General features: G+C 72.4%; 18 protein-coding genes and 1 tRNA gene. 8 read left to right on the top strand and 11 right to left on the bottom strand.

Going from position 1 to position 21,822, the window contains the following annotated elements:
* Positions 1–64: 64 nt before the first annotated feature.
* Entirely contained in the window at positions 65–904 is an 840-nt protein-coding gene (locus GSY65_RS10725) for a TerD family protein (RefSeq protein WP_159767114.1), read from the bottom strand.
* Positions 905–1,095: 191 nt separating this feature from the next.
* On the opposite strand from GSY65_RS10725, the gene GSY65_RS10720 reads away from it, so the two are divergent.
* The 3 genes from GSY65_RS10720 to GSY65_RS10710 all read left to right on the top strand — a co-directional run bounded on the left by GSY65_RS10720 (position 1,096) and on the right by GSY65_RS10710 (position 5,629).
* Positions 1,096–2,262, top strand: coding sequence for an HpcH/HpaI aldolase/citrate lyase family protein (locus GSY65_RS10720; protein ID WP_159767113.1), 1,167 nt, complete (start codon positions 1,096–1,098; stop codon positions 2,260–2,262).
* Between the two features lie 62 nt (positions 2,263–2,324).
* Positions 2,325–4,811 carry a phosphoribosyltransferase gene (locus GSY65_RS10715; RefSeq protein WP_159767112.1) on the top strand — a complete coding sequence of 829 codons (2,487 nt, stop codon included), beginning with the start codon at positions 2,325–2,327 and terminating at the stop codon, positions 4,809–4,811.
* Positions 4,811–5,629 (top strand): HAD family hydrolase, encoded by an 819-nt coding sequence (locus GSY65_RS10710; protein ID WP_159767111.1) that lies wholly within the window; start codon positions 4,811–4,813, stop codon positions 5,627–5,629. Before GSY65_RS10715 ends, GSY65_RS10710 begins: the two co-directional genes overlap by 1 nt.
* Positions 5,630–5,687: 58 nt before the next feature.
* On the opposite strand, the gene GSY65_RS10705 is transcribed toward GSY65_RS10710, so the two are convergent.
* Together GSY65_RS10705 and GSY65_RS10700 are read right to left on the bottom strand one after the other, a co-directional pair.
* The gene (locus tag GSY65_RS10705) at positions 5,688–6,389 is read right to left on the bottom strand and encodes a DedA family protein (RefSeq protein ID WP_159767110.1); all 702 of its coding nucleotides are present in this window, start codon (positions 6,387–6,389) and stop codon (positions 5,688–5,690) included.
* An 85-nt stretch (positions 6,390–6,474) separates the two neighbouring features.
* Positions 6,475–6,699, bottom strand: a complete 225-nt coding sequence (locus GSY65_RS10700; RefSeq protein ID WP_159767109.1) for an FmdB family zinc ribbon protein — start codon at positions 6,697–6,699, stop codon at positions 6,475–6,477.
* Between the two features lie 499 nt (positions 6,700–7,198).
* Here GSY65_RS10700 and GSY65_RS10695 point away from each other — a divergent pair, with 499 nt between their 5' ends.
* From GSY65_RS10695 to GSY65_RS10685, 3 genes are all read left to right on the top strand, one after another.
* Complete coding sequence (locus GSY65_RS10695; protein WP_159775791.1) at positions 7,199–9,328, top strand: transglycosylase domain-containing protein; 2,130 nt, start codon at positions 7,199–7,201, stop codon at positions 9,326–9,328.
* 46 nt (positions 9,329–9,374) lie between these two features.
* Complete coding sequence (locus GSY65_RS10690) at positions 9,375–10,667, top strand: hypothetical protein (protein ID WP_159767108.1); 1,293 nt, start codon at positions 9,375–9,377, stop codon at positions 10,665–10,667.
* Between the two features lie 107 nt (positions 10,668–10,774).
* Entirely contained in the window at positions 10,775–11,914 is a 1,140-nt protein-coding gene (locus tag GSY65_RS10685) for an amidase domain-containing protein (RefSeq protein WP_159767107.1), read from the top strand.
* 27 nt (positions 11,915–11,941) lie between these two features.
* On the opposite strand, the gene GSY65_RS10680 is transcribed toward GSY65_RS10685, so the two are convergent.
* From GSY65_RS10680 to GSY65_RS10670, 3 genes are all read right to left on the bottom strand, one after another.
* Positions 11,942–12,568 (bottom strand): DUF4383 domain-containing protein, encoded by a 627-nt coding sequence (locus GSY65_RS10680; RefSeq protein WP_159767106.1) that lies wholly within the window; start codon positions 12,566–12,568, stop codon positions 11,942–11,944.
* 88 nt (positions 12,569–12,656) lie between these two features.
* The gene (locus tag GSY65_RS10675; RefSeq protein WP_443043206.1) at positions 12,657–14,183 is read right to left on the bottom strand and encodes a hypothetical protein; all 1,527 of its coding nucleotides are present in this window, start codon (positions 14,181–14,183) and stop codon (positions 12,657–12,659) included.
* Positions 14,184–14,399: 216 nt separating this feature from the next.
* Positions 14,400–15,140, bottom strand: coding sequence for a DUF4097 family beta strand repeat-containing protein (locus tag GSY65_RS10670; protein ID WP_159767104.1), 741 nt, complete (start codon positions 15,138–15,140; stop codon positions 14,400–14,402).
* Positions 15,141–15,395: 255 nt separating this feature from the next.
* On the opposite strand from GSY65_RS10670, the gene GSY65_RS10665 reads away from it, so the two are divergent.
* Positions 15,396–15,467: transfer RNA gene (locus GSY65_RS10665), tRNA-Val, on the top strand.
* A gap of 121 nt (positions 15,468–15,588) precedes the next feature.
* Here the strand turns inward: GSY65_RS10665 and GSY65_RS10660 are convergent.
* A complete protein-coding gene (locus GSY65_RS10660; RefSeq protein WP_159767103.1) occupies positions 15,589–15,942 on the bottom strand; it encodes a hypothetical protein in 354 nt (117 codons plus the stop codon).
* 326 nt (positions 15,943–16,268) lie between these two features.
* Between GSY65_RS10660 and GSY65_RS10655 the strand changes: the two genes are divergently transcribed.
* Complete coding sequence (locus GSY65_RS10655) at positions 16,269–16,499, top strand: DUF2277 family protein (protein ID WP_159767102.1); 231 nt, start codon at positions 16,269–16,271, stop codon at positions 16,497–16,499.
* Between the two features lie 50 nt (positions 16,500–16,549).
* Here GSY65_RS10655 and GSY65_RS10650 read toward each other — a convergent pair whose 3' ends face one another.
* The 4 genes from GSY65_RS10650 to GSY65_RS10635 form a co-directional block, all read right to left on the bottom strand.
* Positions 16,550–17,161 (bottom strand): DedA family protein, encoded by a 612-nt coding sequence (locus GSY65_RS10650; RefSeq protein ID WP_159767101.1) that lies wholly within the window; start codon positions 17,159–17,161, stop codon positions 16,550–16,552.
* Positions 17,162–17,438: 277 nt separating this feature from the next.
* Positions 17,439–17,891: a DoxX family protein gene (locus GSY65_RS10645; RefSeq protein WP_159767100.1), complete on the bottom strand. Its 453-nt coding sequence runs from the start codon at positions 17,889–17,891 to the stop codon at positions 17,439–17,441.
* Positions 17,892–17,944: 53 nt separating this feature from the next.
* Positions 17,945–19,981, bottom strand: a complete 2,037-nt coding sequence (locus GSY65_RS10640) for an FAD/NAD(P)-binding protein (protein ID WP_159767099.1) — start codon at positions 19,979–19,981, stop codon at positions 17,945–17,947.
* Positions 19,982–20,147: 166 nt separating this feature from the next.
* Positions 20,148–21,794: an alkaline phosphatase D family protein gene (locus GSY65_RS10635; protein WP_159767098.1), complete on the bottom strand. Its 1,647-nt coding sequence runs from the start codon at positions 21,792–21,794 to the stop codon at positions 20,148–20,150.
* Between the last annotated feature and the right edge of the window lie 28 nt (positions 21,795–21,822).

The raw sequence follows: 21,822 nt of genomic DNA, 5'->3' as shown, positions 1-21,822 counted from the left end.
CGGCCCCGCCCGCCCCCGTCCCCTCCCGCGCCCCGAGCGGGGGGCGTCCCCGCCCCCCGGACGCTCACCTGCCGATGAACTGCGGGCCCTGCGGAGGGAGCCGGACGTCGGACGCCGGGCCGGCGCCCGCGGGCTGCGGGTAGCCGTAGGCCGGGGCCCCGGTGGTCGCGGGGGCCTGCTGGGTGTGCGGATAGCCGTAGGCGGGCTGCGGCGGCTGCTGGGTGGGCGCGGCCGGGGGGTAGCCGTACGCCGGCTGGGACGGGACGCCGGTCGTCGGCTGCTCCGGGGGGAGCGGGGCCGAGATCTCCGGTGCCGGTGCCTGCGTCGTGGACGTCTGGTTCGCGGCGGCGGCCGCCGCCTCCGACTCGTCGACCGAGATGCCGAAGTCGGTGGCGAGGCCCTGGAGGCCGTTGGTGTAGCCCTCGCCGAGGGCGCGGAACTTCCAGCCGCCGCCCCGCCGGTAGAGCTCGCCGCAGATCAGCGCGGTCTCCTCGCCCGTCTCCGGCTTGATGTCGAAGTACGCCAGCGGCTCCGCGTCGGAGACCGTGGCGTCGTACAGCAGGATGCGCAGGGATCGTACGTGGTCGAAGGTGACGTCGTCGGCGGAGGCGACCAGGAGAATCTGGCCGACCGCGGACTCGACACCGGCCAGGTCCGTCTGGATGGTGTCCGTGAGGCCGTCGGCGACGCGCTTCTTGCCGAGCCGCCACACCGTGCCCGAGGGATGGCGCGGCTGGTTGTAGAACACGAAGTCCTCGTCGGACCGTACCCGTCCGTCGGGGCCGAGGAGCAGCGCCGAGGCGTCGACTTCCGGGGCACCCTGTCCGGGCGCCCAGCGCAGCACGGCGCGGACCGCCGTGGCTTCGACCGGGACGTTCGACCCCTTCAGCATCGCGTGCGTCATGGCGTTCATCCTGCCCTCTCGGTCCTGATCACGACAACGCGGGGGCGAGGACCGGCCGGTCGGGTCGTCGGGCGGCCGACATGGCGGGGTTACCAGAACTTCACTGCCGGAGGGAACTGAAGACACACATTTGTACGTACTATTACCGGCCACCTTCACGACCGGCCGCCCAGCAGCCACGGGGGATCTCCATGCGTCACTTCGGGCACATCGCCCCTGAGGAGCGTCAGCGCCTCTTCTTCCGCGAGCCGGGTGTCTTCACCGCCGACTCACCGGCCCGGGTGCTCTCCGCCGCTCTCGGCGCCACGCTCTACAGCCCGGCGACCCGGGAGCGCCTCGCCGACGACATCGTCAAGCAGGCCGGGCGCGGCGTGGTCTCCATGGTGCTGTGCCTGGAGGACTCCATCGGCGACGCGGAGGTCGAGGGCGCCGAGGAGAACCTGGTCCGGCAGTTCGCCGACCTCGCCGCGCGGCCGGACGCCGATCTGCCGCTGCTGTTCATCCGGGTCCGCTTCCCCGAGCAGATACCCGACCTCGCACGGCGGCTCGGCCCGGACGTACGGCTGCTGTCCGGATTCGTCCTCCCGAAGTTCACCGAGGAGCGCGGCATCGCCTTCCTGGAGGCGCTCACCGCCGCCGAGGCGGCGAGCGGCCGGCGGCTGTTCGCGATGCCCGTGCTGGAATCGCCCGAGCTGATGTACCGGGAGACGCGCGTAGAGGCCCTCCAGGGCATCGCCCACACGGTGGACAAGTACCGCGACCGCGTCCTCGCCCTGCGCCTCGGCGTCACCGACTTCTGCTCCTCGTACGCGCTGCGCCGGGCACCCGACATGACCGCCTACGACGTCCAGATCGTCGCCTCCGTGATCGCGGACGTGGTGAACGTACTGGGCCGGGCGGACGGCACCGGATTCACGGTGACGGGGCCCGTGTGGGAGTACTTCCGGGTCCAGGAGCGCATGTTCAAGCCGCAGCTGCGCACCAGCCCGTTCCTGGAGAACCGCGCCGGGCGGCTGCGAGAGACACTGATAGAACACGCCCTGGACGGACTGCTGCGCGAGATCTCCCTCGACCAGGCCAACGGTCTGCTCGGCAAGACCTGCATCCACCCCTCGCACGTGGCGCCCGTGCACGCGCTGTCCGTGGTCAGCCACGAGGAGTTCGGCGACGCCGAGGACATCCTGCGCCCCGAACGGGGCGGCGGCGGGGTCCTGCGCTCCGCCTCCCGTAACAAGATGAACGAGGTCAAGCCGCACCGGGCCTGGGCGGAAAGGGTTCTGCAGCGGGCCGAGGTCTTCGGTGTGGCCAACGAGGACATCGGCTTCGTGGACCTGCTGGCCGCCGGCCTGCCCGACTGAGGAGCCGCGCCGCCCGCACCCGTCGTGGCCGCCCGCACCTGTCGTAACCGACGAAGGAATCGATGAACAACGCAGTGAACGACCCGATCTGGTCCGGGACCTGGGTCGCCGAGCGGCTCGGGGTCGAGCTGGTGGGCGGCGCGGAGCTGAGCGGTCTCCTGGGGCTCGCGCTGCGCCGCAACCCCAAGCGGGCGCACCTGCTCGTGTCCAACGTGCTCGGCAAGCACGTGCCGCAGTCGCCGGCCGTCGTGCACGGACACGGGGTCGCCCTCGGCCGCCGGGTGCGGGACCTGCTCGGGGCCGACGGGGCGCGGGACTCGGTCGTCCTCGGGTACGCCGAGACCGCGACCGGGCTCGGGCACTCCGTCGCGGACGGGCTCGGCGACGCGCCCTACCTCCACTCCACCCGGCGGCCCGTCGACGGGGTCGCCCCGGCCGGCGGCTTCGAGGAGTCCCACTCCCACGCGACGTCGCACCTGCTGCTGCCGGAGGACCCGCGGCTGCTGGCCGGGACGGGGCCGCTGGTCCTCGTCGACGACGAGTTCTCCACCGGCAACACGGTCCTCAACACCATTCGCGCGCTGCACGAGCGGTATCCGCGCGAGCGGTACGTCGTCGTCGCGCTGGTCGACATGCGCTCGCCGCAGGACCAGGGGCGGCTCGCCGGGTTCGCCCGGGAGATCGGGGCGCGCGTCGACCTGGTCACCACCGCCAAGGGGACCGTGCGGCTCCCGGAGGGGGTGCTGGAGACCGGGCAGGCGCTGGTCGCCGAGCACGAGGGCGCCCCCGCCGCCCCGGTGTGCGCGGGGCGGGTCGACCGGGTCGAGCTGGGCTGGCCCGACGGGCTGCCCGACGGCGGGCGGCACGGGTTCACCCCCGCGCACCGCGCGCGCCTGGAGGCCGCGCTGCCCGGCATGGCCGCCCGCCTCGCCCGGGCCCTGCCCGAGGGCGCCCGACGCGTGCTGGTGCTCGGCTTCGAGGAGCTGATGTACGCGCCGCTGCGGCTGGCGACGGAGCTGGAGCGGCTGGTGGCCGGGGCCGGAGTACGGTTCTCCACCACCACGCGCTCGCCCGTGCTGGCCGTCGACGACCCCGGCTACGCGATACGCAGCCGTATCGTCTTCCCCGCCCACGACGAGCCCGCGGACGGCCCGGGGGAGCGGTACGCGTACAACGTGGCCGGCGGCGGCTTCGACGCGGTGATCGCCGTCGTCGACTCGACCGCCGACACCCCAGCCCTCCACGCGCACGACGGCCTCCTCGCCGGCCTCGCCGCCCACACCCCGGCCGTCCTCCTCGCGGTCGTCCCGTCCTACGTCCCTTCCCGCGTCGCTCCCGGCGTCCCGCCGGAGCACCGGACGCCGTCCCCGCACCCCACCGAAAGGTCCTTCATGCTGCCCGAGCCCCTGCGCGGCCCCGCGTTCTCCTCCTATGCGGCCGAGGAGGTCGGGTGGCTGCTGCAGGACCTCTCCGAGGTGACCCTGGAGGCGCCGACCGAGGAGCGGGAGGAGGCCATCCAGAGCGGCGGGGCGCACTACGCCGAGTCGCTGCCGGTGGAGTACCAGCCGAGCGAGCAGTACCAGGCCCTCTTCCACAGCGCCCTGGACGCCTCGGCCGAGCGGATCGCCGTGGCCGTCGGGGTCGTCACCGAGACCGTGCTGGCGGAGCGGTCCCCGCGCCCCGTCCTCGTCTCGCTCGCCCGCGCCGGGACGCCCGTGGGCGTGCTGATGCGCCGGTGGGCGCGGCAGCGGCACGGCGTCGAACTGCCGCACTACGCCGTCTCGATCGTGCGGGGCCGCGGCATCGACGCCAACGCGCTGCGCTGGCTGGCCGCCCACCACGACCCGGCGGACGTCGTGTTCGTCGACGGCTGGACCGGCAAGGGCGCGATCACCCGTGAGCTGGCCGCCGCGATCGAGGAGTTCGAGCAGGCCGAGGGCATCACCGGGTTCGACCCGGAGATCGCGGTGCTCGCCGACCCCGGTTCCTGCGTGCGCACCTACGGCACCCGTGAGGACTTCCTCATCCCCTCGGCGTGCCTCAACTCGACCGTCTCCGGACTGATATCGCGGACCGTGCTGCGCGCGGACCTCGTCGGACCGGACGACTTCCACGGCGCCAAGTTCTACCGCGAGCTGGCCGGAGCCGATGTGTCCGTGGAGTTCCTGGACGTCGTCTCGGCCCGCTTCGCCGACGTCGCCGACACCGTCGACGCCCGCGCCAAGGACCTGCTGTCCGAGGACCGGACCCCCACCTGGGAGGGCTGGGCTGCCGTCGAACGGATCAGCGAGGAGTACGGGATCCACGACGTCAACCTGGTCAAGCCGGGCGTCGGCGAGACCACCCGGGTGCTGCTGCGCCGGGTACCGTGGAAGATCCTCGCGCGGGCCGGGGCGGGCGCGGACCTCGACCACGTAGGCCTGCTCGCCCGGCAGAGAGGGGTACCGGTGGAAGAGGTGGCGGAGCTGCCGTACACCTGTGTGGGACTGATCCACCCCCAGTACACGCGGGGCGCGACCGGCGCCGACGGCAAGGCGGTGACGGTCTGATGCCCGGCCCCCGTGTGCTCGTCGCGAGCGACCTCGACCGTACGCTCATCTACTCGACCGCCGCGCTCGCGCTGACCATGCCGGACGCGCGGGCGCCCCGGCTGCTCACCGTCGAGGTGCACGAGAGCAAGCCGCTGTCGTACCTGACCGAGACGTCGGCGCACCTGCTCACCGAGCTGGGCGACGCGGCGGTGTTCGTGCCGACGACGACCCGGACCCGCAAGCAGTACCAGCGGATCAATCTGCCGGGGCCCGCCCCGACGTACGCGATCTGCGCGAACGGCGGCCATCTGCTGGTCGACGGGGTCTCGGACCCCGACTGGCACGCGGGCGTGACCGCGCGGCTCGCCGACGAGTGCGCCCCGCTGGAGGAGGTCCGCGACCATCTCGCCGCCACCGCCGACCCGTCCTGGGTGCGCAAGCACCGCATCGCCGAGGACCTCTTCGCCTATCTCGTCGTCGAGCGCGAGCTGCTGCCCGAGGAATGGGTGAAGGAACTCGCGGAGTGGGCGGAGAACCGGGGCTGGACGGTCTCGCTCCAGGGCCGCAAGCTCTACGCCGTGCCGAAGCCGCTGACGAAGAGCGCGGCGATGCGGGAGGTCGCGCGGCGGACCGGGGCGCGGCTGACGGTGGCCGCGGGCGACTCGCTGCTCGACGCCGATCTGCTGCTGGCGGCGGACCGGGCGTGGCGGCCGGGGCACGGGGAACTGGCGGACGCCGGCTGGTCGGGGCCGACGATCACGGCTCTGCCGGAGCGGGGCGTCCTGGCCGGGGAGCGGATCCTGCGGGAGTTCCTGCGCGCCGCGCGGGAAGGGTGACGCCGACGGCGCGGAGCCGGGGCGCGGGGCCGGGGGCCGGTGGGGCCCCCGGGGCCGGTCAGAGGGCGGAGGTGCTCCGGTCGGCGGGCCGCGGGTCGTCCGCGGCCCGGCCCGCGGCGTCCTCGCGGCGGCTGCCCCGTCCCTTGCGGATCCGGACGATCACGAACGCCACCACCGCCAGCGCCGCGGCCCCAAGGACGATCTTCGAGTACGTCGAGACGACCGCCGTCACCTCCGCCCAGTTGGCGCCCAGGAAGTAGCCGGCCAGCACGAAGAGCGTGTTCCAGATCGCGCTGCCCAGCGTGGTGAGGAGCGTGAAGACGGGCAGCGGCATGCGCTCGACGCCCGCGGGCACCGAGATCAGGCTGCGGAAGACCGGGATCATCCGGCCGAAGAAGACGGCCTTGGTGCCGTGCCGGAGGAACCACGCCTCCGTCCGCTCCACGTCGGAGACCTTGACGAGGGGCAGCTTCGCGGCGATCGCGAGGGTGCGGTCGCGGCCCAGGAGGGCGCCGACGCCGTAGAGGGCGAGGGCGCCGATGACGGAGCCCGCCGTGGTCCACAGCAGCGCGGCGTAGAGGTTCATCCGGCCGGTGCTCGCGGCGAAGCCGGCGAGGGGGAGGACGACCTCGCTGGGGATCGGCGGGAAGAGGTTCTCCAGGGCGACGGCCAGACCGGCCCCCGGTGCCCCCAGCAGATCCATCAGTCCTATGATCCACAGGGGTGCGCCGCTCATCGACTCCGCTTGCATGGCTGTCATGGGCGCAGGCTAGGGGAACGAAGCTGAAGGGAGCCTGAGATGCGGATGAACGCTCCGGGGCCCGAGGCCGTTGAACCCGGTGTGGTCAACCGCAGCATCCGCCGCCGCAGCATCCGCCGCCCCCGCCGCCACCCGCCCGGGGCGCAGGGCCGGACGCGGAGGCCGAGCCGCCCACCGCGACCGTCGACAGGAGCTTGACGGTGTCCTGGTGGCCCGAGGGGCAGTCCGCTGGGGCGGACGACTCGGCCATCGGACGGCTCAGTTCGAAGGTGTCGCCGCAGGTGCGGCAGCGGTATTCGTAGCGAGGCATGTGCTCAGGCTAACCGGCGGCGGACCGCCGTCAGGAGGGCTTGTTTTCGACGGATCAGTCACACTGGCCAAATATTCACGCTGCCGACCGGGGCGGTTGTGAAAGTGACTGATAATTTGTGATCGCTGTGTGGAGACCGGGCAGCCGGGGGACCGGGGCCGGGGGGCTCACGGTCGCGGGAGTGGCGGCTGGGACGGTCCACGCGGGCGATGCCAAGTGGGAGGGGGGACAGTCATGACCGCTGTCCTGTGTCGATCGGGAGTCACGTCCCCCGGTCGCTATGTCGCCGTGGGCGGGCGAAAGGTTGCCGCGTTCCGCCGGATCGCCGCCGCGCAGCACGAGAGCCGTCCCCGCAGCGGAGCGCGCCATGGCCGGTACTGAGGGAGAGGGCCGTGTGCCCCGCCGCAGGGGAGCGGCACGCGAGCAGCGGGAGCAGAGCCTCCCGGAGTCCGAGTTCACCATGGAGCTGAAGGCCCCGCCCCCGCCGGCCGACGAGACCATGGAGCTGAAGGCCCCGCCCCCGCCGGCCGACGAGACCATGCAGCTGCGGGTGCTCGAACCGGGCATGCTCGACAGCCGGCCCGAGCAGTCGGCGGCGAGCGGCAGACGGGACAGGCGCAAGGCGGCACGGCCGTCGGTTCGCGCCAGATTCCTGGCCGCCGTGGGCCCGCGCCTCGCCCCCCTGGCCCCGTACGCCCGCCGAATACGTCCGCAGTACCCGCGCCCCGGCCGTACCGACTGGCGGCGCTGGGTGCCGTCCTGGCGGCAGTCGCTGGGCGCCGGAGGGCTCGCCGTGGGGTTCAGCACCATGCTGCTGACCATCGCCTACGCCGCCACGGACATACCCGAGGACCTCAACACGTTCGCCACCCAGCAGGACAACGTGTACTTCTGGTCCGACGGCACGCCCATGGCCCGTACCGGCTGGGTGCGGCGCCAGGCGATGCCGCTGAAGGACGTCCCCGAGGACGTGCGCTGGGCGGTCCTCGCGGCGGAGAACGCGAGCTTCTACTCCGACCCCGGCATATCCGTCAGCGGTATCACCCGGGCCCTGGTGCGCACCGTGGGTGAGGGCGACACACAGGGTGGCTCGACGATCACCCAGCAGTACGTCAAGAACGTCTACCTGACCCAGGACCGCTCGCTCGGCCGCAAGTTCGACGAGGCGATGCTCGCCCTCAAGCTCGACAACCAGATGAGCAAGGACGAGATCCTGGAGGGCTACCTCAACACCAGCTGGTTCGGCCGCGGCACCTACGGCATCCAGCGGGCCGCCCAGGCGTACTACGGCAAGGACGTCAGCGAGCTGAACGCGAGCGAGGCGGCCCTGCTCGCCTCCCTCCTCAAGGGCGCCGGACTGTACGACCCCTCCCTCAGCCGCTCCAACCACGCGCGGGCCGTCGAGCGCTGGGGGTGGATCCTGGACCGGATGGTCGACATCGGCAAGCTCTCCAAGGCGGAGCGCGCCAAGTACCAGAAGTTCCCCGAGCCGCTGAAGCAGTCGAACCAGTACGACACCGGCAAGCAGAGCGACTACCTGGTGGAGCTGGCCGCCCAGTACGCGAAGAAGGCCGCGAACATCTCGGACCAGGAGTTCGACATGGGTGGCTACCAGATCTACACGACCTTCGACCGCGAGCGGCAGACCGAGCTGACCGACGCCGTCACCAAGGCCCGTGAGAGCGTCACGAAGGACAGCCCCAAGAAGGCCAGGTCCGCCCACTTCGGGGCGTCCTCCGTCGGCGCCGACGGACGGATCCTCGCCGTCTACGGCGGCCCCGACCACCGCAGACAGGGCTACAACGAGTCCAACGCGACCACCGTCCCGTCCGGCTCCGCGTTCCTGCCGTTCGTCTACGCCGCCGCCCTCGAACACGGCGTCGTCAAGGAACGCGACGGACAGCCGACACCTGTCACCCCGCAGACGGTCTACAACGGTGACGACGGGGTCGTCGTGACCACGCCCGAGGGCCCCTACTGGGACCGCAACGGCAAACGGGTACGCGCCCGCAACGACGGCGAGCGGTCCTACGGCCAGATCACCCTGCACGACGCGCTCGCCAAGTCCGTGAACTCACCGTTCATGCAGCTCGGCATGGACACCGGACTGGACAAGGTGCGTTCCACCGCCGAGGCGGCCGGCCTGCTGTCGTCCAGCTTCGGCGCGCAGGTGCCCGCCCTGTCCGTCGGCAGCGCCACCCCCAGCGCGATCCGCATGGCCAGTGGCTACAGCACGTTCGCCGCGGACGGCCGGCACACCGAGCCGTACTCGGTGCGGAAGATCACCCACAACGGATCCAAGGTCCAGATGTCCACACCCAAGCCGAAGCGGGCGATGGGCGCCGCGGTGGCCCGGCAGGTCACCGAGGCGCTCACGGACGCCTTCCGCAACGACCACCCCGCCTCGCCCGGCGCCGCCTCCTACGAGGTGGCCGGCAAGGGCGGGACGACCCAGGACGACAAGGCCGCCTGGTACGTCGGCACGGCGGAGAAGGTGTCGACCGCGGTCGTCGTGTACCGGATCGACCTGTCCAAGAGCCTGGAGCCGCTGCCGCTCGACGGCATCGCCGGAACCCCCGGAGCCGGCGTGCCCTACGACATCTGGTCCCGTGCGACGAGCGTCGGCTGACGCCCGACGAGCACCCGACCCGCCCCCCTCGCAGAATGAGCCGCACATGAAGCCTGGCAGCACGTCACACAAAGGGCGCCGCCGCAAAGCACGTCAGCCCCGCCGCACCACCCGGCCGCAGTTCGTGACCCTGGCCGCGCTGCTCGTCGTCGCCTCCCTCGTCGGCGGCTACATGGTGCTGAACCGCACGACCAGTACCGCGCCGACCGCGTCGTCCTCCGGCGGCGGGAACAGCAAGGGCAACACCGCCAAGAACTCCACCGAGCGGAAGTGGGACGGCAGGACGAAGGTCATCGGGGACGGCTCCACGTCGTACACCGGCCCGCAGAAGGGCCAGCTGAAGGCCGTACCGCTCAAGCCGGGCGAGAAGCCCCCGCAGTTCGTCGTGTTCTCCTGGGACGGCGCCCTGGCCGGCGACGACAACCTCTTCGAGCACTACCGGCAGATGGCCAAGCGCTACGACGCGCACATGACGTTCTTCCTCACCGGCATCTACCTGCTGCCCAAGGACAAGAAGAACCTCTACGACCCGCCGCAGCACGACAAGGGCTCCGCCGCGATCAGCTACCCCACGAACGACCACATCCGCACCACCATCGAGGAACTCGGCGAGGCCTGGCGCGAGGGCAACGAGATAGGCACCCACTTCAACGGCCACTTCTGCGGGGCCAAGGGCGGCGGCGACTGGAGCGTCGCGGAGTGGAAGCAGGAGATCGAGGAGTTCAACTCGTTCCTGGAGAACTGGAAGACGAACACCGGCTACACGGACATGGATCCGCTGCCGTTCGACGTCAAGGCCATCACCGGCGGCCGTGCGCCCTGCCTGGAGGGGCAGAAGAACCTGCTGAAGGCGGTCAAGGACTTCGGCTACCGCTACGACGCCAGCTCGCCGGGCGCCTTCCAGGTGTGGCCCGCGAAGAAGGAGGGCGTCTGGGACTTCCCGCTGCAGATGCTCCCCTTCAACGACGAGTACCAGGCGCTGTCGATGGACTTCAACTTCCTCTACAACCAGTCCGACGGGCAGACCCAGGGTGATCCGGCCATGTTCCCGACCTGGCAGCAGGAGACCATCGACACCTATATGGCCGGCTTCAACCGCGTCTACTACGGCAGCCGCGCCCCGCTGTTCATAGGCAACCACTTCGAGCAGTGGAACGGCGGCATCTACATGAACGCCGTCGACGAGATCATCAAGAACGTCTGCACCAAGAAGGACGTGAAGTGCGTGTCCTTCCAGGAGTTGGCCGACTGGATGGACGTACAGAAGCCGTCGACCCTGGCGAACCTGCGTAATCTGGACCCCGGTCAGTCCCCTGACTGGGCGACGGTAATCAAGTAGCCTTCCCGTTCTCCGACTTGTTATTCCCCCCGGCCTTACTCCGGTTGAGGAGGTCATGTAAAGATTTGGGCCCCGGGTACGACCAACTCGGGGGCAAGGAGAATGCAGTGAGATCAAGGACGTTGAGCCTCGCAGGCTCGACCGTCGCGGCGGCCGTACTGGCCACCGCGCTGCTGCCCATGACCGCCGCGCAGGCCGCCGGGTCGACACCGAAGGTGACGAAGGCGACCAAGGACGCGTTCGGCCGGGTCGCGGACAACGTGCTCACCGACCGCACGGCCGTGCTGGTCGGGAGCAAGGCGGCCCGCAAGTCGCTGAAGCCCACCGGCGGTGTCAAGCTGTCCAGCGCCCAGAAGAAGGTCGAGGACGGCAAGCTGAGCGCCCTGCGCGCCACCAAGGCGCGTCTCGCGGCCCTGGGCGAGGCCTACACCTCGGCCGACACGCAGGTCACCGTCGACAGCACCAAGGTCAAGGGCACGAAGGCCACGGTGAAGATCACCGAGCGGACGACCCTGAAGTACAAGAAGATACGCGGCGACGAGCCCGCCTCCACGGGCTTCGAGGCGCACCACCAGCTCACCTACACGGCGTCCGGTGGCACGTGGCAGCTGACCGCCATGAAGTCCACGGACGGCGGCGCCCAGCGCATCAACGACCCCGCCGTCCCGGCGGCGGACGCCAAGCTGAGCCGTACGCCCATGGCCGTCTACCAGGCGCCCAAGGCGGCCACCAGCTGGCCCGCCCCGTCCGCGCCGAAGACGATCAACGGCGGGAAGTACAACTACCAGGCGATGGTGGCCTACACCGAGAAGTACTGGAAGAACTACAACCCGGCGTACCGCAAGTACAACTCGCTCGGCGGCGACTGCACCAACTACCTCAGCCAGGGCCTCCTGGCCGGTGGCTGGCAGCAGATCTCCACCGTGACGCCCGAGGAGTACGACACCTGGTACTACGCCTCCAACGGCACGGCCGACGCGTGGATCGGTGTCAACGAGTGGTCCTGGTTCACCCAGACCGCCAAGCGCACCACCCCGCTGGCGAACGTCTACCAGATGGACCTCGGTGACGTCCTCCAGGTCGACTTCAACCGGGACGGGTCCAAGGATCACTCGATGATGGTGACCTACCGCAGCGGCAGCGGTGTCCCGTACCTGACGTACCACGACGCGGACACGTACCGCCGTTCGGTGGCGAGCATCATCGCCTCGTACCCCAACGCGAACTACTACGCGTACCGCACCTGAGGCGGCCGCCGACTCCCGTCGGTCCGCTCAGGAGCCTCGGCCGGCGCCCTCTCCGTCCTCGGTGAGGGCGCCGGCTCGCGTCTGCCGGCTCTCCTCGATCTCGGCCCGCATACGGTTCTCCCGCTCGGCCTGGGCCGGATGACGGGCCCGCCAGTACGGGCTCTCGTGCGGCAGCGCCGAGCCGACCCTGCCGTACATCCCGAACGTCATCAGCAGAATGCCGACGACAAAGCTGAACAGCACGTTCTGGATGCGGAAGGCGAGGAAGTTGGAGTCGGTGTCCAGCAGCGCCAGGTTGCCGAAGCCGCTCAGGACGAACAGGACGCCCAGCGTCATGTTCAGCGTGGAGGCGAAGTTGCCGCCGATCACCATGCCGACGAGCAGCAGCAGCCCCACCGCGATGGACAGGACGCTCAGCGTGCCGTTGGTGTTCAGCCCGGCGACCTGGTCCCCGCCCGTGTCGAACCAGCCGATCCTGTCGATGAGTCCGAGGATGCCGAAGGTCACCAGGAACAGGCCCATCAAGCCCGCCCCGAACCGGTAGACCCGGCTCAGCCGGTGGTCGACGGGAAGGTGCTCGTCGAGCCTGATCCGCCGCCGGGGACCCGCGTGCTTGCCCCTGGCCCGCGGAGAGTGCGTGGCATGCGTGGCCATGTCCGCCTCCTAGGCGTGAGCGGAGGCCCTGCTTACCCCTTCAGCATCCGCCGCTGCGCCCCGGTGGGCAAACCGGAGCCCCGGCTCGTCAGGCCCCCGCGCCGCGTTCCCTGCGGATCTGGTCGACCACCCGGGACACCGTCTGCCGTACCGACTCGGTCTCCGTCAGGAAGTGCCAGTAGTCGGGGTGCCGGCCCTCCAGCGTGGCGACCGCGCGGTCCAGCCGGGCCACGGAGTCGTCGAGCGGGCGGGCGTGCCGGGGGTCGGGCGTGGAGCGGCCCGCCATGGCGAGCCGCTGCGCGTCACGGATCGCGAACCGCGTGCGGTCGATCTCCTGCTGGGGGTCCTTCTGCACCTCGTTCAGCCGCCGCAGCCGGTCGCCCGCCGCGGAGACCGCCTCGTCGGTCCGGTTCAGCAGCGCCCGCACGGTCGACAGCAGCGCCGTCGCGTCCGGCCAGCGCTGCGCGTCACGCGCGGCCCGTGCCTCGCGCAGCGTCCGCTGGGCCTGCTCGACGTCGGCCGCGGCCTGGTCCGGCACCTGCTGGAGGTCCTGCCAGCAGGCCGCCACGAACCTGCGCCGCAGCTCGCTCAGTATCTGCGGCACCTGGCCCGCCCGGGTGGCCAGGGCCTCCGCGCGGGTCCGCAGCGACACCAGCCGGTGGTCGATCTCCGCGGCCTTCTCCGGCAGCCGCTCGGCCTCCGCCCGTACCGTCTCCGCCTCCCGCACGACCCGGTCGGCGCGCTCCAGCGTCTCCGCCACGCCGTGCCGGCCGGCCCCCTGGTTGAGCTTGGTCAGTTCCGGGGCGAGCGCGGCGAGCCGCGCGGCGAGGTCGTCCGCCTTCAGCCCCGACTCCCGTACGGCGTCCAGGGCGTTGGAGGCGGCGAGCAGACCCTGCCGGGCGCGCTCCACGGCCGGGGCGAGCCGGGCCAGCTGCGTCTCGGCCTTGCCGAGCAGCGGGCCCAGTCCCTCGGTGAAACGGTCCAGCTCCTGCTTGACCCGCCCCAGCTCGTCCTTGGCGGCGGTCAGCTCGGTCCGGGCGCGGGCGGCGGCGGACGCCTCCAGGTCGTCCCGGTCCAGGTCATGGGCGTCGACGGCGGCGATGTACCGGCCGCTGACCTCGTCGATCCGCCGGCCCAGCGCCTCGAAGCCGGAGACGGCCCGGCGGGCGGCGGGGGAGTCGTCCACCGCGGTGATGGTCTCTATCGAGATCCGCAGGTCGCGCTGTGCGGTGTCCAGCTCGTAGAACGCGGCCGCCGCCGCGTCCTTCGCCGCCTGCGCCTCGGCCCGCTGGCCCTCGGCCCGCCCGCCGAACCACCGCCGGGTCCCGCCCCCGGCGAACGCCGCGGGCAGCGCCAGCGCGGCGAGCAGGGGCAGACCGAGGAGCAGGAGCGCGTCGCGGGCGGCGGAGGGCCGGGGGGAGCGATCGGGGGAGGGCCAGGAGAAGGGCCGGGGCGAACGCTGGGGGGAGTGCCGGGAGGAGCTGCGGTCGGGCCGCTGACGTGCCGGTCCGGCTGCTCGTCGTGGTGCACGGCTGTGGGGTTGTCGTGCGCTGGGCACAATCGGCGTGTACGGCTCTGCTGGTGTCGCCGTCACATCCCTCTCCCGTGCTGTCATCCACCCTGACCGGTGCCATTCTCCCACCGGTCGAGGAGGAAAACACGGGCCGATCGGTTCGGGGACGAAAACACCGGGACGGGACGGGACGCTCGGTGCGGTGCGGTGCGGTGCGGTGCGGTGCGGTGCGCGGGGCCGGGGTGGTGCTGTGCGCGGGGGAGGGGGTGGTGTGCGCGGTGAGGGGGCGGAGCGAGGGCGGCGGCCGGTGCGGGGCGGTCAGCCGGTGTGCCGCACGGTGACCGAGCCGTCCTCGGTGTGGGCCCTCACCACATGGGAGCTGCCGGAGTCACGGGGCACGGACACGGTCACCGAACCGTCGTCGCTCCCGGTCGTCACCCGGTACGCGGCCTCGCGGGGCAGCCCTACGGTGATGGAGCCGTCGTCGCTGCGGGACTCCACCAGGTCGGGCACCGCGTCGAGTTCGAGCTTGACCGAGCCGTCCTCGCTGGTGGCCCGGACGCTGCGGGACTCGACGCCGACCGCGTGCACCGAGCCGTCGTCGCTGTGCATCTCCAGCGGGCCGCTGCTGTCGCTGACCCGCACCGAGCCGTCCGTGGTGCGGATCCTCAGCGACCGGCTGAACCCCTTCGCGTGGACGCTGCCGTCCCCGTCCTCCACGACGACGGCCACGTCGCGCGGCACCTCGATCCGGTGCCTGGCGGAGCAGTCCGCGACGATGCCGGAGCACTCCAGCCGGAGCCTCAGCCGGTCGTCCTTCATCTCCCACGTCACCCGCGGGTCCCCGCCGACCACGACCCGGCCCTCGAACCACCGGGTCACCTCCACCTCGTCCACGTCCGCCGCGACCAGGTCCAGCGCCGAGTCGTCCGAGTCGACGGTGAGCGTACGGCCCTCCAGCGCGAAGGCCCGGTGCTCCGGCTCCCGGTCGTCCCCGGCGTCCGCCCCGCACGCGGCCACGGACGCCATGAGCACGACGGCGAGCCCGGCGACGGCCACTGCCCCCGCGCGCGACCTGCGAGCCGTGCGTGTCGTATGTGTCCTTCCGGCTGCACGAGCAGCACGAGCCATGGCGATCTCCCCCTGGGGCCGGTCCCTGCTGAGTCCGCCGGCGTCCGCCGAGCGTGCCTCGACCGTACGGAGCGCGGGGGCGCGGGGGGATCCGGGCCGCTCCCGGATCGGAGGTGGGGATAACCCCCGGTTAACGGTTTGCGGGGCACGGCCCGCGGCAATGTAGGCTGTCGGCTCGTACTCGGGTGCGTAGCTCAGGGGTAGAGCGCCTGCCTTACAAGCAGGATGTCGGCGGTTCGAAACCGTCCGCGCCCACCGACCGGCTGACCCATGTCGACAGCCGTGAGACGGCCCCTCGGAGCACGCTCCGAGGGGCCTCTCCCATGCCCTGAGTGCATCACGGGTCCACATCCCCGTGCCGGACCACCGCGCCGCGTCAGTCCTCGTCCTTAGAGGGCTCCTGTGCCGTCTCGCGTGCGTGTTTCAGCAGACTGCGGGCCGTGACGCGTTCCTCCGTGGCCACCTCCGCCCAGAAGCGGTGGCAGCTGACGAACACCGCCAGTTCGCGCTCGCGTTCGCGGAGCTTCTCGACCTCGGCCTGTTCGTCCTCTGTCCAGCCGGGGGAGGCGGGGCGCTCGATCTGCCGCCAGCCCTTGTCGTCGCTGAAACCGTCCAGGGGCTCGACGGACCAGGGCAGCCGCTTCAGCAGCGCCAGGAGCTCGGCCCGGACCTGATGCAGCTCCTCCTGGCCGGCGAGGAGGTCACTGGGGAAGTCATAGGTCTTAGCCACACGGCAATGCTACGCCTGTTCGATTTTGTGGCGCGAGTTTCCGGTTCCGCTTCGGGGTGGTGTCATGCCAACGGGTGACTGGACGCTGATGTCGGCCGCCGTTTCCAGGGGCAGCCAGTGGAAGCGGTCGCGTACGTCGGCCGGGGCCGCGGCCAGGTGCCGTTCGATCGCCGCACGGTTCTCCCGCAAGCGCCGCCAGCCCTCGTAGTGGACGGGGAGGACCGTGCGGGGCGTGAGGATCCTCCGAGGAACGTGCCGGTGTCCTGCAATTCGCTCGGATTCGAGAGAGCGGGGTGGGAATGGGGTGTGCGCGGGAGACTGGGCTCATGTGCCGAAGCATCAAGACCCTGCGACCGCCCGCGATCCCCGAGGAGGCCACCGAGGACGACATCCGGGCCGCCGCCCTGCAGTACGTCCGCAAGGTGTCCGGTTTCCGCGCGCCCGCCGCCCACAACCGCGAGGTGTTCGAGCACGCCGTGGAGGCCGTCGCCGCCGCCACGGCGGAGCTGCTGGCGGGGCTGGAGGTGCGGGGCGGCGCGGCCCGGCGGGCCGGGTAGGGCCCGCGCCCGCGCCAACGGCGCCATGACCTGCCCGGGTCCCGCGGTCCTCAGGCGGCGGTCCGTGGCTGCCGCATGAAGTACGCCGCCGCCGCGCCCGCGCCGAAGAGGGCGGCCAGGGAGACCGCCGTCGCGAGCCAGGTGGGGCCCAGCCAGTGGGCGCCGAGATAGCCGAGGGCCACGCTGTAGCCGGCCCACGCCAGGCCCGCCAGCGCGGACCAGGGGACGAAGTCGCGGGCGCGGTGGCGGGCGGCGCCCGCGCCGAGCGAGACGACCGAGCGGCCCGCGGGCGCGAAGCGGGCGATGACGACCAGCAGGCCACCGCCCCGGGCGAGCGCCGCGCCGAGACGTTCCTGCGCGGTGGTCAGGCGCCGGGAACGGGCGATCGCGCGGTCCAGGCGCGCACTGCCCGCCCACGCCAGGCGGTACGCCACGAGGTCACCGAGGACGGACGCGGTGGCCGCCGCGAGGATCAGGACGAGCACGTCGGGGACGTCGCGGGGGATCGCGCCCGCCGCCGTCTCCGCCGCGGCCGCCGTGGCCGCCGCGACGACCAGGACACCGCTCGGCAGCACCGGGAGGAACACGTCCAGCACGATGGACGCGGCCACGACGGCGTAGATCCATGGGCCGGAGGTCAGCCAGCCCAGACTCTCAAGCACCGAGCACTCTCCTGTTGTCCCCCGACGTCACGGTGATCCCGTGATAGCCGAACAGCGTACGCCCCGGGTACGACAGAGAGCCCACAGGGGCTCATGTGTCCGTCACGGACGGTTCGTCGGAGGCTGTTCGTACGACCGCGAGGAGCCGGGAGGAGAGGGGGTGGGGAGCCGGGAGGACGTGCGCGACCGCCGGGGGCGTGTGGCGCCCCCGGCGGCCCGGTGCTGCCGCGGCGGAGATCCGCGAGGCGGCCTCGCGGCCCGGCGGTCTGCCGGAGGCTCAGGCCGCCACCGGCTCCCGCTTCCTCGCCTCCCTGTTCTGGGCGTTCGAGTGCCGGGCGATGAACTTGTCCAGGCCGAGCGCGCCGGAGCCGGTGAAGACCAGGAGGAACATGGCCCAGCAGTAGAGGGCCGCGCCCTCGCCGCCGTTCTGGACGGGCCACAGGGCCTGCGGCTGGTGGACCTTGAAGTACGCGTAGGCCATGGCGCCCGAGGCGATGAACGCGGCGAAGCGGGTGCCGAGGCCGAGCAGGACCAGGCTGCCGCCGACGAGTTCGATGACGGCCGCGTACCAGCCCGGCCAGACTCCCGCGGCGACGGTTCCGCCCTGCCCGTCGACGCCGCCGAGGAGGCCGAAGAGGCCCTTGGCGCCGTGGCAGGTGAACAGCAGTCCGATGACGATGCGGAAGAACCCGAGGACGTATGGCTGGGCGCTGTTGAGGCGTCCGGTCATGTGGGGTGACTCCTTCGGTATCACCCGGTCCCGTGGGACCGGTGGGGACGGGATTACCGGCGGGTCACTCCAGTTATGCACTGCTCCTCGATGCTTACAAGTTCAACATCTGGCCAGGTCCTTACCTCCGCTTGGTCGGTTTTTCCCCCCGTTACCGCGCGTAGAACGGCTCGTGCCACCGCGTCCGCGTCCGAGAGAGTGACCGAATCCACGCCAGGGCGGGCTCCCGCTGCGGTCACCCAGTGCACCCCCTCCGTCGGCACCCCCAGGGCGAACCGCCGCTCGTGCGGCACCCCGTGACGGTCCCTCACGTGGTACGGCCGCGTGGTCACGTCCAGTCCGCCCGTCTCGTGCCCGTCCACCCGGTGCGGGCGGCACGCGCCCTCGCGCAGCAGCCCCGCGAGCAGGTCGTCGCCGGTCCGGCGCAGGTCCGGTTCGGGCAGCCGTGCCTCGACGAGCGTCGTGACCCGTACCTCGGAGCCCGGCACGGCGGGGGAGCGGGCGAGCCACGCCCCGTCGTCCTGCCGCACCTCCAGGCCGGGGCCGAGGACCGTCAGGACGCCCGCCTCGATCAGCGCGGCCATCTCCTCGATGCGGCTGCGCGGCGGCCCGATGGAGAGGAAGGCGTTCAGGGGGGTGTACCAGCGGTCCAGGTGCTCCCGGCGGGAGTCGCCGGTCAGCCCCCCGTGGTCCACGATCAGCCGCAGCTCGTTGCGCAGGTCCCGCAGCACGTCCAGGGCCGCCTTCTCCGGGCCCGCCACGTTGCCGAGCGCGGCCCGCGCGGCATCCTCGCGGAGGTGGGCGAGCAGCCAGGCCCGCCACGCCCCCGGATCCGGGAACACGAGCCCCGCGTGCGGTCGCGAGACACGCTCCCAGGACCAGCGGTCGCGCTCGGGCACCCCGAACGCGTCGAGGACGGCGGCCTCCTGGCGGCTGCGGTGCGGGGTGGCCAGGAACCGCTCGCGGAAGGTGTCGTCGCCCGTCTCCCGTGCGCCGCGGGTCCGCCTCAGCGCCTCGTAGTAGACCGTCTCCACCTCCTTCGCCACCAGCGGCCATATCTCGGCGAGGAAGTCCGGTGCCTCCCCGGAGTCGGCGCGCTTGCGGAAGCCGGCGATCACCTCGGGCGTCAGGACCAGCGGCAGATGCCGGCCGTAGGGGCCCTTGGCGTTGTCGCCGCGCGCCTGGTACGGCACTCCGCGCCGGGAGCCGGCGTAGAGGCGGGGCTCCCGGCCCGACGGGAGGTAGCGCGGCGACCGGGGCCGCCGGGCGCCCGGCTCCCGCGCGTCCTCGCCCTCCTCCCGGTCGTACACGAAGCGGCCGCCCCGGCCCGTCGTCAGCAGGGCCATGTGGTCGAAGAAGTTGAGGCCGAGTCCGCGCAGGAGGACCGGCTCGCCGGGGGCGAGGCAGGAGAGGTCGAGGTCGGCCGGGTTGGCGGGCGGGAGGTGGCGCAGACCGTGCCGGGCGGCGTACGCCGTCGTACGGCGCTCCTCCTCGTCCGGGACCGTGGGCAGGTGGCCCTGGGCGAGGACCACGGCGGCGAGGTCCGTCAGGACGCGACCGTTGGCGAGGGTGAGGCGCTGGCCGCCGTCGGGGGCGTCGTCGAGACGGACCGCACGGGTGCGGTGCGTCCGGATCCGGACCGCGGGCGGCGCGCCCCGCACCACCTCGGCGAAGACCCACTCCAGGTAACGGCCGTACTGGGCGCGGGTCGGGTAGTCGTCGGGGCCGGGCGCGGGCGGGCCGCCGGGGCCGGCCTGGACGGCGGCCCACTCGTGCAGGCTCGGCCCCGGGCGTATCGGACCGGAGCAGTCCACGCTCTCGTCGGTGAACAGGGTGACCTGCGAGGCCACGGTGTTCATCAGCAGTTCCGGGGACTGGTCGGTGCGCCACACCCGGCCCGCACCCGGCGGGGCCGGGTCGACGACGTGGACGGTCAACCGGATCCCGGGGCTCAGCAGTTCGGGCGCGGAGGCGCAGAGGCGTTCCAGGACGCTGGTGCCGCGGGGGCCGGCGCCGACGAGAGCGACGCCGATGTCACTGGTCCCTGGCAACTCGGACAAGGGGGTAACTCCCGTGCGTGTGGGGCGCATCGTGGGGCGCGGTGCGGCGAACCGCCCGAGAGGAAGCGGACGGTCCGCCTCATCATGCCGTCGGACGGCACACGAACGGAGCACTGAAGCCCTTCCGGGCGCCCGGTGTGGGATGCCTCACGCGCATCCCGGACAACAGGGGTAACAACCGTGTCCTATGGCGGTATTAGGGAGTGAGTACCGACTCCGCGACCGTCTCCAGCCGGGCCTTCTCGCCGCGTCGCGCCCGCGCCTGCTCGAACCGCAGCCGGGCCGAACGGCCGCGCAGGGTCAGGGTCATGAGCTGGTTGCCGAACCAGGGGCCGCCCGCCTTGCGCCAGTCGATCGACGGCCGCCGGCTGCGGCCGTGCCGTCCGAGCAACCGGCCGATCGCCCGCCCCGTCCGGCTCCAGCCGAAGTGGAAGCCGAGTTTCATGGACAGCGGGACCGAGTTGTGGACCGGGGAACAGGTGAGTTGCAGGACGCGGGCGTCCGGCACGGCGGGGGCGTCGGCGGGCCAGGACGGCTGGGCTACGTAGGCGTGGTGCACGTCCCCGGAGAGCACCAGCACGGTCGCCGGGGCGCCGTCCCCCGAGCCGGCCTCGGCCGTCAGCGCGGTCAGCGCGTCGAAGGACTCCGGGAACGCCGCCCAGTGCTCCAGGTCCGCCGCCCGCCGCACCTTCTCCCCGAAGCGCGCCCACCGCTCCCCGCGCGCGCCCCGGCACAGGGCCGCGTTCCACGCCTCGGCGCCGTGCACGAGGTGCGGCAGCAGCCAGGGCAGCGAGGTGCCGATGAGGAGGTGGTCGCACGAGCCGGGGTCCGCCAGCGCCTGCTCCCGCAGCCACGCGGCCTCGCCCGCGTCCAGCATCGACCGGTCCGCCTCGTCGAGGACCCGCGCGGCCCGGCTGTCGAGCATCAGCACGCGCACCCGCCCGAAGTCCCGCCGGTAGCTCCAGCGGACCGAGGCGGGGTCCCGGTCGGCCTCCGCGGCGTGCGCGCGCAGCACGTCCGTACCGTCCGGGGCGGCGCGTACGGCGGCGTGGACCGGGTCGGCGGCCAGTTCGGCGGGGGAGAGGTTGCCGAGGTGCTGGTGGACCCAGTACGACATCAGCCCGCTCAGGATGCGCTCCTGCCACCACGGGGTGGCCCGCATGTCGGCGAGCCAGGACGCGCTGGTGTTCCAGTCGTCGATGACGTCGTGGTCGTCGAAGATCATGCAGGTGGGCACGGTGGACAGCAGCCAGCGGATGCCCGGGTCGAGCCAGGACTCGTAGTACAGGTGGGTGTACTCCTCGTAGTCCGTGACCTGGGCGCCCGGCGGGTCCCGCAGGTCCCGGCGGGAGGCGAGGTAGGCGCGGGTGGCCCTGGAGGTCTCGTCCGCGTAGACCTGGTCACCGAGGAGCAGCAGGACGTCGGGGCGCTCGTCGCCCGACCCGGCGGCGATGCGGGAGGCCAGCGCGTCCAGCGCGTCCGGGCCCACCGGGTCGGGCTCGCCGTGCGGCGGCGCGGCCCAGCGGCAGGAACCGAAGGCGACGCGGACCGGGTCGTCGCCGGCCGGGGTGTGGATCTCGGACGGCGGGAAGCGGGAGTCGGGCAGGGGCCAGACCGGGGTGTCGTCGAGGAGGACCTCGTACGACGACACCGTGCCCGGGGTCAGGCCCGTCACCGGCACCAGCGCGTAGTGGTGACCGGCGATCTGGAAGGTGGGGGACGTGCCGCCCCCGCCGCCGGAGCAGCGCACCTCGGCCGTGCAGGGGCGGCTCGTCTCGACCCAGACGGTCGCGGCCGAACCGTCCACGTACCTCAGCAGTGGGCCAAGGCGCAGTTCCGCCATCGGCGATCACCCGCTCCCTCTCTGGTCG

Source organism: Streptomyces sp. HM190 (assembly GCF_009857135.1).
Lineage (GTDB): Bacteria > Actinomycetota > Actinomycetes > Streptomycetales > Streptomycetaceae > Streptomyces > Streptomyces heilongjiangensis.
Note: the sequence above shows the minus strand (reverse complement) of the source record. Positions and strands in the feature narration are given on the sequence as shown.